Raw genomic sequence first — 14,347 nt, 5'->3', positions numbered from 1 at the left:
CTACTTGTTAACCAGCGTCTCCAGCGGCGCTGGCTTACCAATCAGATACCCCTGTAAATAGTCGATACCCAGCGCGATTGCCGCGCTGCGTATCTCTTCGCTTTCCACATACTCTGCCACCACCAGCATTTTTTTCATCCGTGCCAGATGGCAAATCGACGCCACAATCTGATAATCCAGGCTGTTCGAGACAATATTGCGGATAAAACTGCCATCGATTTTCAGGATGTCAGCATTAACGGTTTTCAGCCGCGCATAGCTGGCATAACCGGTGCCAAAATCATCGATCGCCACCCGGCACCCCATCTGTTGCAGTTGCCCCAGCGTCTGGTTGGCCTGCTGAAGATTGGTCATTGAGTTGCTTTCGGTGATCTCAAAAATCAACTGCCAGGCTTCGATGCGGTATTTGCGCAATAAACGCCGGACTTCCTGGGCAAACTGCGTGCGGCAAATTGAGGCCGGAGAGAGGTTAATGGAAAAACGCTGGGCGGGGAGTTTTTCACGGTTTTGCGCCATAAACATCAGCACATGTTCGATCACCCATAAATCGATGCGCGACGACAAGCCGAACTCATACGCGACAGGCAAAAACGCATCCGGGCTGATGTTGTCGCCGTTCTCTTCCCGCATGCGCAGCAGGATCTCGTAGTAATCATCGCCGCGCACGCCATGAATTAACTGAGCCATCAGGATAAAGTGATTTTTTTCCAGCGCCAGTTGCAGGCGATTCATCATATCCACTTTGCTTTTCAGGCTGCGTTGCAGATTCGCCGCGCCCCGGTTTTGCAAATTTTCCGGGTGGTTGGTCGCCAGCGACAAATCGGCGATGGTGCTCATTTCACCGAGCAGTAAATAGAGGTGCTTCACCGGTGAACGCACGTAGCAGTAACTTAACCCCACCTGCGGCTGCAGCGGCATATCATCCCAGATAAAGCGGAACTGCTTGATGCGCGCGTCCAGTTCCTCAATGCGTGTCTGGTGCGACTGGGCATTCAGGCGGATCGCCAGATCGTGCCCGGAAAGTTGATACACGTTCTCTTCCGCCGACAGCAGTGGCCTGAGCCAGTCCGCCATGCGCTGTTTATACTGAATGCGCAGCAGCACGCCATAGTTACGCCCCAGCAGTTCCAGCTCCGGCACGCGCAGAAAACAGAGCACCGACCACGGCGTATCCGCCATAGCCCGGCTCAACGCACGAAGATTGGGCATATTGGCAACCGGATCGATAAATGCCAGACGGCGGGCGCGATCATGCACCAGTCTCTGACGCGTCGCCATCATCGCCATGGCGAGAATGATGAAGGAAAAGACCAGGTAACTTGATGAGGCGATCGCGAGTTGCACGTCGTAAGCGGGAAACCATGGCAAATAACGGTAAAAAAAGTGAATAGAGATGACCAGCAGCGGTGTCCAGACCAGCGACATAAAACGATAGCCGTAGCGCATTGATCCCCACAGCATCACCGGTAACAGAAGTGAAAGCGTGTAGTTGGTGCTGAAAATGGAACTGTTTTTATTCAGCGGCATCAGTAACAGCAGCAAAATGCCAATCACCACGGCGAACCAGACCCCAATCTCAATGCGCGTAACTTTACGATCAAACTCGTGACGCATTTGCGATAACCACGACATCGCATAACGCGGATGGCGAATAACGCGGATCAACAAATAGCTAAACGGCACGCCGGTCATCGTCCCGACCAGTAATGCCTGGTAATTGATGAGCATCGGCACATTCCACGCCAGCGCGCCGCCGTCGCTTGTTGCCCGATCGTAAAGATTCAGCCAGACGCCCAGCTCAAGAATAATCAGATAAATCGACGCCGGGCAGAGCACCTGCCAGAAAATACGCTGCGAAACCAGCAATGCCGTGCCATAAGCCACCCGGTGGCGGCGAGTGACAAAAATACGGTAACCCGCCCAGCTAAGTATTACAGGCAGCAGCAAATGCACGCCTTTACTGGCCATTTCCAGCGGCGGTGCGGGCCAATAATGGCAAATCAGCGCCAGCACAATGCCCGGCAGCGCCGCCCAGCCATAAAACATCATCAGGGCGATCAGCAACGCCATCGGCAGATAATAGAGAATGACCGTCTGACCAGAAACGGTAGTAAATGTATTAGCGAGGCTAAACAGTGGGTACAAAATAACAGGCGTGATGAGCGGCAAAGCCCACCACTGATCTTTCAGGCGATGATATTTTTGAATAAGTGTCATAGATGCTCGGTTACCCAACCCAGATCCTGGCGGGTGTTTCAGGCAGGTATCCGACCCGACTGTGCTGTACAACGGTGAAGTGCCAGTTTGTTAACAAACAGAAATTCTAATTCCGGACAATATCTGTTAATTGATTTGCATCAAAAAAAGCGCGCCAGCCAGCTTTAATTACCGGCTTAATGCGCATTATCGTCCATTTTTCATTGCTGACGTAAATATTTAATTTATCTTATATAATCCATGGTGATAATTTAATCATTGTGATTTTGCGCCAGGCTTAATTGACCTGACAAAAAGAGTGTGCATTAATGTCGCTGTCGCCCGTAAATCGGGTATTCCTAAAGGAACCATTGTGAGTCAGGCAACCAGTATGCGAAAACGACATCGATTTGACAGTCGCATGACCCGTATCGTACTTCTTATCAGCTTTATCTTTTTCTTCGGCCGCTTCGTCTATTCCTCTATTGGCGCCTGGTACCACCATCAGGACAAAAGCCAGTCACAACAAATCAGTCAGACTATCGACCCCACCGCACGACGCTAAAGTTTATCCGATTTTGCTTACACGCTTTACCGCGTGGGTTTGCGCTCGTCTGTGCAACGGTATTCGCCCCATTGCACAAACGCGTTGCTTATCTGTCGAGGTTTAACCAGCGCTCTTCCAGCCGCGCCAGCGCCGTGTAGGCTTCGCCAAGCCCAACCGCCAGTTTGAATCCTTCCGGCCAGTGACCGGTGGCGGAAATACCTTCACTTTCAAGCCGCAGAACAAACTGCAAACGCCCATAATCCGACACGCATTCCGCCATGATCTTCGCGATTTGCGCACGTTTAATGACTGAGCCAAAGGCCAATTTCCGCAGCCTCCGCAGATCTTTAATCCCCCCGCGCACAGCTTGAATAAAGGTGAACACCACGTATGCCGCCATCAATGCAATCAGCACAGAGAAGGTCGCCTTAAAGACCGGCTCCGCCATCGGATAGCGGGAGATATAATGGATGAGGCTGAAAATAATTCCTACCCCCGCAGCGGATGCCACAAGAACCGACAGCGCCGCCAGCCATTTTTTGGGGTTCAGCAAATCATGAATTTTACTGCGAACAAACCGACAGATTGCCACCCAATCAAGCAACATCAACCCTAACACTACATTCGCGGCGGCCAGCCAGCCGTTATAAATGGCGTATCCGCTATAGGTGTAAAACGGTATCGCCGCCAGCGACAGCGCCGGGGAGAACAGCCCGGCAATACTGACCACCAACAGGATGACAAAACTCATCACGCGAAACAGTACAAAGGTGCCGGATATAAAACCCTTATCAATAAATGACGCAGCAGCGCGCGGAGCGGGACTATCACTGCCCGTTTTTTTCGCTTTCTCTGTTTGCGCCGTACGCCCCGCTTTGCCGAACAGCAAAATTGGTGCGGTCACCGCCATCGCGTAACTCACGCTGAAAAGGGTAATAAACGGCAGTGCAATGGCCAGTAACAACGTGCTGGCAAGTGCTGCTTTCATGCTCCATAAACGCATCTTCGCAACGCGATAAACCCCGCTTAAGGCATCGGATAATGACAAGCTCAGCAGGATATTCTTGCGCCCGCGCCAGAAGTTGGTTTCCGAAATATTCAGCACGTATTTCTTCATCCCCTCTTCCAGCTCATCATTCATTTTCGGCAGATGACGACAGGCGCGAAACGCGGTCTCCTGTAACCAGCCATCCTCACCAGCAATCGCGGTGGTCAGCACCGGCGCGGCACGCGATTCGGAGAGCAGCCCGGTCGCTTCCAGGCAAATTTTCGCCAGCAGAATGTTATCGCCCGTTTTAACGTGCTGTATCACAAAGGCAGAGAGTTCCTCTTCGAACGGTTGTAGCACCTCGCGGCGGGAGCCAAATGCGTCAATTAAAAAGCGCAGGCAGTGAATAGCGCGAATGCGCTGACCTGCATCCGCAAAATGGTGCTGGATCTCACCCCAGCAGAGTTCCGCTAACCGTTTTGCTTCGGCTTCGCTACACAACTGGGCATACAGCACCAGCGCATCGCGACCGCGCGAATCCGTAGGAATGTGCGAATCCGGCACTTCCGCGGGCTGCTGCAAAAAGCGGGTGGTGACGAAATACTCCAGAAAGCGTCGATGAACAAACGCAAACGACTTCTCATCGCCAGGGGTGACTCTGGCAATACGGGCAAAACGCAGGAGTTCCAGCACCGTGTCCACGTGTTCTGAATTGAAATAGCTGCGGATCACTTTCACCGGCGCTTCGAGGCCAAACGTCGAGGAGCGAAAAACAAACCACGCGATATCCGTCGCAACCTCGATCACCTCACGAGAGGAGATCCCCGTATCGCGCAGCTCCTGTTTGCAGAGCTGTATCCGGCTGTCGATATAGTTTTTATAAATCTCAGCCTGATTGACCGGCAATGTCTCGTTAACCGCGATCCATTCGCCAAGAAGCGCCATCATAAACGGGTTACGCACCAGCGGGATCAGATCCAGTCGGTGGCTGAATAACGTATTTCGCACCTGATCAGTAAATTGCGGATACCGACTCAGCGCTTCTGAAATACCGGCTTCGGAAAGCGGGCGGATCTCCAGCACTTTATCCGCCAGAAACGCGCGCGTCGGCTGGCGGAATACGCGCGAAGCTAAAACCCCGCGTGAGGCCGTTTGCGTAGTAATAAAGCGCGAGATAACCGTGGACAACGAATCGATGACCGTCGAGTTTTCGCTGGCGTCCAGCAACTCGGAGATCTCATCAAACGAATCGAAGATAAAAAATAAGCGACCGGTACGCCACAGGTCATGAAAGTAGTCATTAACAAAATCTCGCGTGTAGGCGTCACCACGCCGGACGAGGTTTTTAATGACAAACGCTTCCAGATCTTCGACAGAAAACTCTTTGCGACCGCCAGTGACAATGCTGTCAGGTACCCACTCGCGCAGGTTGATGTAAATCGGCACGCGGTGCGTCTTTTTAACCTCCGCCAGCATATCTCTGGCAAGTTTGCGCAGCGCCACGCTCTTGCCGGAACCCGGTGCGCCCAGAATCAAAAACGACCGTGAGGTTCTGTCTTTGCGGATCGCGTCTTGCAGCCCAAGGATCTTTTTACGGGAAGCGAGACCTTTCGCTTTACGGATCTCAACCTCGGCTTCCAGTTCGGTGTAGTACTCAGGGCTCCAGTTACTGCTCACGTCAATCGAGGTGAGATCCTGCTGCAACATGTTGCAGAACACCTCCAGCTTTCGTGCAAAACGATCTTCCGGGAAATCCTTTTTCAGCGGCGTCGGATGCCCACCGCCAACGCTTCGATCGCGCAGGCAAAAGAACACAATACCAACGATGATGACAACGCTGGCAAGGATCCACGGCGAAGGCTGACTGATAAGCTGGATATTCTTCAGCCACGCAGGAGCATTTTGCAGCACCGGCAATGTCCAGATAGTCGGTAACAGCGTATTTAACGCGCTGGAACCGCTGCCAATGATGCCGAATCCGAGCACCAGCACCAGCGCGCGTATCTTGTTCGCACCATACCCGGCGGGCATCAGCAACGGGCGCGTGAAATAGATCATCAGGCAGATAAACACGGCAACTGAAGCCGCATTAAACCACGAGGAATAGAGCCCGGTTCCCACCACGAAGCACAACGCCAACGCAAGGAGGAGTAAAACGAATTTTTGGCTACCCGACATGTGAATCCTTCTTTGTGCTTGTGACGCCTTTTGCAATAAAACAGCACTATAACGCCTCCGGCACCGCAAGCCGGAAGCAAACTACCTGATTTAGTGGGGGTTGTCTGAGGAGAAAAGCCCGATGCGCTTCAGTGAGCAATGCGCACGACGCTTTCACAGCGCATGCGTTGCTTTAATCCGCATCAGCGCGACGGGTGAGGATCTCTTGCACATAATGCTCAATTGCAATGTGATGTTCCCGATTGATGCGCGCAATAAAAGTCTGCAGGGAATCGTTCGTTGCGTGGAGCGTATCCGCAAGCAGTTTATCGAAATCGCTTTGCGTGAAACGGGCATTTCCCTTTAGCGTGGAATGCTGAAGCAGGGTGTGCGCAATGATTTCGAGCACGGCGCGTCGGTAATTATCGGCAAGCAGAACATCCAGATCGCTTTGGCGAATAACAAAACGAAAATCGAAGCTGACAAACCCGGAATCGACCGGCAACGAGTATGTCAGCTTATCGCCTTCCTGCCAGACCTGCGGCTCATAGCCATCCCCCATTAGCTTTACTGACTGCATCGCGCTCCCCGTTCAGCACCGTTGATATGTTCGAATTACCTTAACGTGGTGAAGAACATAGCGTAAAGCCATCACTAATGGCAGTGGCCCACATGGCGAATATAAGCGATCCTGTGAGCCGCCGGAGTAAATCAGCAGGGGAAAAAAATGAATCCAGATAGCAGTGAACTGCCGCCCTTAGCGTGGCCAGAATTTACCGATGAGACAGCACGGTTGGCCTGGTGGCGCGCCTGCGTACAGGCCTGGCGCGAACAGTGGAATAACCCTGCGCCAGTGGCTCCGGTTAACGCCAAAGAGATTGAAGCGCTTGAACAACGTCTGGGCTGCGCGCTCCCGCCGCTGCTTCGCCGTTATCATGAAACGCTCGGCGCACTCGAACTGGCCGAAAGGTTGTGCAGTGTCACGCCCGCGAAATACGCCAGCATTGAACCGCTGTTAGCGGCTTACCCCGGCATTCATGACATTCTCGAAAGTGCGGCAGACGCAGCGTCGCAATGGGCGCTGGTCCATCAGTTGATCGTCTTTGGCGACTACCTGGGCAACGGCAATTTGTGGTGCTTTCACCGGGAAACCGGCGAAGTGTGGTATTTCGATCACGACAGCTCGCCGATGTTGACGCAGGTTTTCGCCGACGTGGGGCAGTACCTCGACGTGCTGATGTTCAAATGCCTGCTGGAAGCCCACGGCGAGGAAGATAACGAAGATCTGCTGCGCGAACACCTGGGTGATGACGTTGTGGAAAAGTGGATGTACTGAGCAGCGCTATATTGGAACAGCAGCAGCGATGCAACAACGTCCGCGCCTTCCATGAGCGCTTCTGTACTGTCGACCAATACGTTGAATAGCGGGTAACCGGGTAACGACGAACCATTAAAGAATCACAAACAAGGCAGGCATAAACCTGCCTTGTTTTTTTTGACAAAACGTTAGCTCAGTTTAAAAACGGCTACCGTCTCTTCCAGCAATTGAGACTGCTCTTTAAGCGAATGCGCTGCTGCTGATGCTTCTTCGACTAACGCGGCGTTCTGCTGCGTTACCGTGTCCATCTGCGCAACAGCCTGGTTTATCTGCTCAATACCGCGACTCTGTTCACCGGTCGAGAGCGCAATTTCCGCCATCAGTTCAGAAACCTGCTTAACGGTGCTGATAATGCGTTGCATGCTCTCGCCCGCCTGCGACACCCTTTCGCTACCCAGCAGCACCTGTCGGCCGGATTCCTCAATAAGCTCTTTGATCTCTTTCGCCGCGAGTGACGAACGCTGCGCCAGATTACGGACTTCGCTTGCCACGACGGCAAACCCGCGCCCCTGCTCGCCAGCTCTTGCCGCTTCAACCGCTGCGTTGAGTGCCAGAATATTGGTCTGGAAAGCAATGTCTTCGATTAAGGAAATGATGGTGTCGATTTTGCCGGCGCTGGATTCGATCTCTTTCATCGACATCACTGCTTTTTCAACAATCGTATTCCCTTCCTGCGCGGAGCTGCGCATCGCCGTCGCAAGGGTATTTGCCTGTTGTGTGTTTTCGGAGGTGTGCTTAACCGTTGAAGTCAGCTGTTCCATGCTGGCAGCGGTCTGCCCAAGAGAAGCCGCCTGCTCTTCGGTACGGGCCGAGAGATCGGTATTACCGGCAGCGATTTCTTCTGCCGCATGGGCCACGCTCTGGCTGGAATTACGCACCTGGGCAATGATTTCCAGAAGAGCAAGACGCATTTGCTCCAGCGAACCGAGCATGTCGCCAATCTCGTCTTTAGAACCGTAAACAACAGGAGTGTGCAGCTCCCCTGCCGCCATCTTCTGGCAGTGCAAACGTGCGGCATCCAGCGGCGAAAGAACACGGCGACGCAGCAGGATAAAGATAGCGACAATGATCAAGGTAAACAGTAAGGCGAAAACACCAATGGTCACCATGCTGTTCACGAAGCGATTCTGCGCGTCGTTGTTAAGGCGCTGGGCGTACTTTTCGCGAAAGGCCAGCAGGTTATCGAGAGTGATTTCAAACTGACGATCAAGCTGCGGGATGGTGGTGCTGACGAGCTGGTTGAAACGCGCCGTGTCGTTGTTGCTCGCGGCGTCCATCAACGGTCGCAACCCTTGATCAACATACGTTTGCCAGGCCTGGCTGTAAGGCGCGGAAAGCGCCTCTTCGCCCTCGACAGGTGGCGCAGCCTTGTAGTTGTTGAACGCATCGGTGGCTTTTTGCATCACCGCTTTCGCGCTCTCAAGCGACGCATCCGTTTTCTGTTTGTCGCCCAGGGAGGCGTTAATCATGGCTTCCATCAGACGCACACGCAGTGTGCGGCTATGGTTAATCGGGTCAATAACCGACAGCACGACTCTGATCTCTTTGTTCACGTTATCCAGCGACTGGTTGCTGTGAGTAAGTGACCAAAGGTTAGAAGCCGAGCTGATGAGAAAAATACCAAGTAACAGACTAAAAACGAGAAATGAAAAACGCCTAACTGACATATTTATTACCCAGGGTTGAGGTGATTTCATGAATTTCTGCTCCCTTTGAAAGAAGCATACCGAAGACAACTTATCGGCAATCTGGCGTTAAAATTTAATTTAAATCACATTACACATTTGAATCAAAGAGTTAGAAAGAAGGTACTTGTGAGAAAGAAAATATGCTTAGGATTCACCAATTTATTCAAACTAACGTTTCAAATATGTCGTTTCATGGAATAGCTATTCATCCTGGCGATGAACCGAGCTTGTTCAAAAAACGCACATTCATGACATCAAATGGAAGGCAGAAACAAGGAATTTATGCGCAGGAGGGGAAATACAGGTACAGGGGGCTGATAATTTAAAAGCATGGAATTCGAAACAGAAGAGGCTTTTCCACCGCTATAAGGAAGAAAAAGGGAATAAAAACGTTAAATTAAACTTCTAACTGTGTTTTCTGATTAAATCATTTTTATAAATATCAAAGCGGTGTTTAAAGAGCTTTTCATAATCTTAATTTCCATTTGAGTGCTTATATTCTTAATCAATCACACCAAATAAATATGAAGCATCGACAAGAGGTTATAAAAAACATACCTGATAGCACTTATACTATTAAGCCTCCTCACAACGGGACAAAAATATTGAGTTAATTGCCAATAAGTTCCGCAAAAACGCCATAAACAAAAAAGCCCGCTTTCGCGGGCTTTATATTTCTAAGATTCAGCAGGAGCTAAATCTTATTCCCACTCAATCGTAGCTGGCGGTTTACCGCTGATGTCATACACCACGCGGGAAATACCGTTCACTTCGTTGATGATGCGGTTGGAGACGCGGCCGAGGAAATCGTACGGCAGATGCGCCCAGTGTGCGGTCATAAAGTCGATGGTTTCTACTGCACGCAGAGAGACAACCCAGTCGTATTTACGACCGTCACCCATCACGCCCACGGAGCGAACCGGCAGGAACACGGTGAACGCCTGGCTCACTTTGTTGTAGAGATCGGCTTTATGCAGCTCTTCGATAAAGATCGCATCCGCGCGGCGCAGCAGGTCGCAATACTCTTTCTTCACTTCGCCCAGCACGCGAACACCGAGGCCCGGCCCCGGGAACGGATGGCGGTACAGCATGTCGTACGGCAGGCCCAGTTCCAGACCAATTTTACGCACTTCGTCTTTGAACAGCTCACGCAGCGGTTCAACCAGCCCCATCTTCATCTCTTTCGGCAGGCCGCCCACGTTGTGGTGAGATTTAATAACGTGCGCTTTACCGGTTGCCGAAGCAGCGGATTCGATCACGTCCGGGTAAATGGTGCCTTGCGCCAGCCATTTCACGTCTTCCAGCTTCAGTGCTTCTTCGTCGAACACTTCCACGAACACACGGCCGATGATTTTACGTTTTGCTTCCGGATCGTTCTCACCGGCCAGTGCGGCCAGGAAACGGGATTCCCCTTCAACGTGAACAATGTTCAGACCGAAGTGGTCGCCAAACATGTCCATTACCTGCTGAGCTTCGTTCAGACGCAGCAGACCGTTATCAACGAATACGCAGGTCAGATTTTTGCCGATAGCGCGGTGCAGCAGCATCGCGGTCACTGAAGAATCCACGCCGCCGGAGAGGCCGAGGATCACTTTGTCATCGCCAACCTGCTGACGGATGCGCTCAACGGCGTCATCGATAATTTTTGCCGGCGTCCACAGCGCTTCACATTCACAGATGTCGCGCACAAAGCGCTCCAGCATACGCAGCCCCTGGCGGGTGTGGGTCACTTCCGGGTGGAACTGCACGCCGTAGAAGCGTTTTTCTTCGTTCGCCATGATGGCGAACGGGCAGCTTTCGGTGCTGGCTACGGTGACGAAGTCAGACGGGATCGCCGTCACTTTGTCGCCGTGGCTCATCCACACATCCAGCAGCACTTTGCCTTCTGCGGTCAGCGAATCTTCAATGCCGCGAACCAGCGCGCTGTCGGTCTGCACTTCAACCTGCGCGTAGCCGAATTCACGCTCGTTAGAACCTTCAACGTGGCCGCCGAGCTGCATCGCCATGGTCTGCATGCCGTAGCAGACGCCAAGCACCGGCACGCCAGCTTCGAACACATATTGCGGTGCGCGCGGGCTGTTGTCTTCGGTGGTGCTTTCCGGGCCGCCGGAGAGGATGATGCCGCTTGGATTGAAGTCGCGGATCTGCGCTTCGGTGACATCCCACGCCCACAGTTCGCAGTAAACGCCCAGTTCACGCACGCGGCGCGCAACCAGTTGGGTGTACTGAGAACCAAAATCGAGGATAAGAATACGATGTTTATGAATGTTGTCCGTCATTGACGTTACTTCCGAGGCAAGTTACGAAAGCGCCCGGTGAGAGCACCGGGCGCGAAAATCATTAAGAACCCATGCGGTAGTTCGGGGATTCCTTGGTGATGGTCACGTCGTGAACGTGGCTTTCCTGAATGCCCGCGCCGCTAATGCGCACGAATTCCGCTTTGGTGCGCAGGTCGTCGATAGTACCACAGCCGGTCAGACCCATACAGGAGCGCAGGCCGCCCATCTGCTGGTGAATGATCTCTTTCAGGCGGCCTTTGTAAGCCACGCGGCCTTCGATACCTTCCGGCACCAGTTTGTCGGCGGCGTTATCGCTCTGGAAGTAGCGGTCAGAAGAGCCTTTGGACATCGCGCCCAGCGAGCCCATGCCACGGTAGGATTTGTAAGAGCGGCCCTGGTAGAGTTCGATTTCGCCCGGGGATTCTTCGGTCCCGGCAAGCATCGAGCCAACCATCACCGCGGCAGCGCCTGCGGCGATGGCTTTGGCGATGTCGCCAGAGAAACGGATACCGCCATCGGCAATAACCGGAATACCGGTGCCTTCCAGCGCTTCAACCGCGTCGGAAACGGCGGTGATCTGCGGAACGCCCACACCAGTCACGATACGCGTCGTACAGATGGAGCCAGGGCCGATACCGACTTTCACCGCGCTGACGCCAGCTTCTGCCAGTGCGCGAGCACCTGCGCCAGTTGCGACGTTACCGCCAATGATTTGCAGATCCGGGTATTTAGCACGGGTTTCGCGAATGCGCTGCAGCACGCCTTCGGAGTGACCGTGAGAGGAGTCAATCAGCAGCACGTCCACGCCAGCGGCAACCAGCGCGTCAACGCGCTCTTCGTTGCCCGCACCTGCGCCAACCGCGGCGCCAACGCGCAGTTGGCCCTGCTCATCTTTACAGGCGTTCGGTTTACGTTCTGCTTTCTGGAAATCTTTAACGGTGATCATGCCACGCAGGTGGAAGCTTTCGTCAACAACCAGCGCTTTCTCAACACGTTTTTCGTGCATTTTAGCGAACACAACTTCGCGGGATTCACCTTCACGTACGGTGACCAGACGCTCTTTCGGCGTCATGTACACGCTAACAGGCTGGTTCAGGTCGGTGACGAAACGCACGTCACGACCGGTGATGATGCCAACCAGTTCGTTGTCGTTGTTCACCACCGGGTAACCGGCAAAGCCGTTACGTTCGGTCAGCTCTTTCACTTCGCGCAGGGTGGTGGTCGGCAGAACGGTTTGCGGGTCTTTAACCACGCCGGATTCATGTTTCTTCACGCGGCGAACTTCTTCCGCCTGGCGCTCAATCGACATGTTTTTGTGAATAAAGCCAATGCCGCCTTCCTGTGCCAGGGCAATTGCCAGGCGCGCTTCCGTCACGGTATCCATCGCCGCAGAGAGCATAGGAATGTTCAGGCGAATGGTTTTAGTGAGCTGCGTGCTCAAGTCGGCAGTATTCGGCAGAACGGTGGAATGAGCGGGAACGAGGAGGACGTCGTCAAACGTCAGTGCTTCTTTAGCGATACGTAGCATGGGCAATATCTCTGACCTGGGGGGTTAAATATTGCCGTGGCATTATACAGAGCGTAACCGATTGCATCCACACTTTTTTAAGAAAAATACTTGCCATCCCCTCGTTTCGGGTTACTATCGAACGAATAACTTGCTGATTTAGAATTTGATCTGGCTCACATGTCGTCGTTCCAATCCCCCTCAATTTTTACGGTTAGCCGCCTTAATCAGTCGGTGCGCTTACTGCTGGAACGCGAACTCGGCCAGGTGTGGATCAGCGGGGAAATCTCCAACTTTACCCAGCCCGCTTCCGGTCACTGGTACTTCACCTTAAAAGACGATACCGCCCAGGTGCGCTGCGCGATGTTCCGCAACAGCAACCGTCGCGTCACGTTTCGCCCGCAGCACGGCCAGCAAGTGCTGGTACGCGCCAATATCACGCTGTATGAACCGCGCGGCGAATACCAGATTATTGTCGAGAGCATGCAACCGGCTGGTGAAGGTTTGCTGCAACAGAAGTATGAGCAACTTAAAGCTAAGCTCGCGGCCGAAGGGCTGTTCGACCAGCAATTCAAAAAACCGCTGCCCTCGCCCGCCCATTGCGTTGGTGTTATCACGTCTAAAACCGGCGCCGCGCTGCACGATATTCTGCATGTACTGAAACGCCGCGACCCGTCACTGCCGGTGGTGATTTACCCGACTGCGGTACAGGGCGAAGATGCGCCCGCGCAGATTGTGCGCGCCATTGAGCTGGCTAACGCCCGCGAAGAGTGCGACGTACTGATTGTTGGTCGCGGCGGCGGTTCGCTGGAAGATTTGTGGAGCTTTAACGACGAGCGCGTGGCGCGGGCGATTTTTGCCAGCCGCATTCCGGTAGTCAGCGCCGTTGGGCATGAAACCGATGTGACCATTGCCGATTTTGTAGCCGACCTGCGCGCGCCAACGCCCTCTGCGGCGGCGGAAATTGTCAGCCGTAACCAGCTGGAGCTGCTGCGCCAGGTTCAGGCGATGCAACAGCGTTTAGAAATGTCGATGGATTACTATCTGGCAGGCCGTAGTCGCCGTTTTGCCCAGGTACACCATCGTCTGCAACAACAGCATCCGCAACTGCGTCTGGCGCGCCAGCAAACTGTGCTGGAACGCCTGCAACAGCGCATGCATAACGTGCTGGATAATCAGTTAAAACGCGCTTCCGTGCGCCAGCAGCGCACAGTACAGCGTCTGAATCAGCAAAACCCGCAGCCGCGTATTCACCGGGCGCAAAGCCGTATTCAGCAACTGGAATATCGTCTGAGCCAGAATATTCGTGATCGCTTAAGCAGCACGCGTGAACGCTTCGGTTCGGCAATCACTCACCTTGAAGCGGTCAGCCCGCTGGCAACGCTGGCGCGTGGCTACAGCGTAACCACAGCGACCGACGGCAAAGTGCTGAAACAGACCAAACAGGTTAAAGCGGGTGACAAACTGACCACGCGGCTGAACGACGGCTGGGTAGAGAGTGAAGTCAGTGCCGTTACGCTCGTGAAAAAAACGCGCCAACGTAAATCCTCTTAATTAGCGCGCTCAATAAATCAGACGAACCTATACTTTTTGTTGTTCTTTTTTGT

At 53.3% G+C, this 14,347-nt stretch carries 9 protein-coding genes; 3 read left to right on the top strand and 6 right to left on the bottom strand.

Features of this window, described 5'->3' with window-relative positions; genetic code table 11:
- On the bottom strand, window positions 1-2,217 hold the full coding sequence (locus tag AAIG26_RS07385; RefSeq protein ID WP_343180384.1) for an EAL domain-containing protein: 2,217 nt from the start codon (window positions 2,215-2,217) through the stop codon (window positions 1-3).
- 352 nt (window positions 2,218-2,569) lie between these two features.
- On the opposite strand from AAIG26_RS07385, the gene AAIG26_RS07380 reads away from it, so the two are divergent.
- Window positions 2,570-2,761, top strand: a complete 192-nt coding sequence (locus tag AAIG26_RS07380; RefSeq protein WP_071925214.1) for a YfgG family protein — start codon at window positions 2,570-2,572, stop codon at window positions 2,759-2,761.
- Window positions 2,762-2,849: 88 nt separating this feature from the next.
- Here AAIG26_RS07380 and AAIG26_RS07375 read toward each other — a convergent pair whose 3' ends face one another.
- On the bottom strand, window positions 2,850-5,909 hold the full coding sequence (locus AAIG26_RS07375; protein ID WP_343180383.1) for an NACHT domain-containing protein: 3,060 nt from the start codon (window positions 5,907-5,909) through the stop codon (window positions 2,850-2,852).
- Between the two features lie 172 nt (window positions 5,910-6,081).
- The gene (locus AAIG26_RS07370; RefSeq protein WP_343180382.1) at window positions 6,082-6,468 is read right to left on the bottom strand and encodes a hypothetical protein; all 387 of its coding nucleotides are present in this window, start codon (window positions 6,466-6,468) and stop codon (window positions 6,082-6,084) included.
- A gap of 147 nt (window positions 6,469-6,615) precedes the next feature.
- Between AAIG26_RS07370 and AAIG26_RS07365 the strand changes: the two genes are divergently transcribed.
- The gene (locus AAIG26_RS07365; protein ID WP_343180380.1) at window positions 6,616-7,224 is read left to right on the top strand and encodes an SMI1/KNR4 family protein; all 609 of its coding nucleotides are present in this window, start codon (window positions 6,616-6,618) and stop codon (window positions 7,222-7,224) included.
- Window positions 7,225-7,394: 170 nt separating this feature from the next.
- Here the strand turns inward: AAIG26_RS07365 and AAIG26_RS07360 are convergent, their stop codons facing one another.
- From AAIG26_RS07360 to guaB, 3 genes are all read right to left on the bottom strand, one after another.
- Window positions 7,395-8,933 (bottom strand): methyl-accepting chemotaxis protein, encoded by a 1,539-nt coding sequence (locus AAIG26_RS07360; protein WP_045510386.1) that lies wholly within the window; start codon window positions 8,931-8,933, stop codon window positions 7,395-7,397.
- A gap of 722 nt (window positions 8,934-9,655) precedes the next feature.
- A complete protein-coding gene (guaA, locus tag AAIG26_RS07355; RefSeq protein WP_020454704.1) occupies window positions 9,656-11,233 on the bottom strand; it encodes a glutamine-hydrolyzing GMP synthase in 1,578 nt (525 codons plus the stop codon).
- A gap of 61 nt (window positions 11,234-11,294) precedes the next feature.
- Entirely contained in the window at window positions 11,295-12,761 is a 1,467-nt protein-coding gene (gene guaB, locus AAIG26_RS07350) for an IMP dehydrogenase (protein ID WP_045510389.1), read from the bottom strand.
- 159 nt (window positions 12,762-12,920) lie between these two features.
- On the opposite strand from guaB, the gene xseA reads away from it, so the two are divergent.
- Window positions 12,921-14,294: an exodeoxyribonuclease VII large subunit gene (gene xseA, locus AAIG26_RS07345; RefSeq protein ID WP_343180378.1), complete on the top strand. Its 1,374-nt coding sequence runs from the start codon at window positions 12,921-12,923 to the stop codon at window positions 14,292-14,294.
- The last annotated feature ends 53 nt before the right edge of the window (window positions 14,295-14,347 follow it).

The sequence above is a fragment of the Kosakonia sp. PSU_27 genome, from assembly GCF_039409795.1.
Lineage (GTDB): Bacteria > Pseudomonadota > Gammaproteobacteria > Enterobacterales > Enterobacteriaceae > Kosakonia.
Note: the sequence above shows the minus strand (reverse complement) of the source record. Positions and strands in the feature narration are given on the sequence as shown.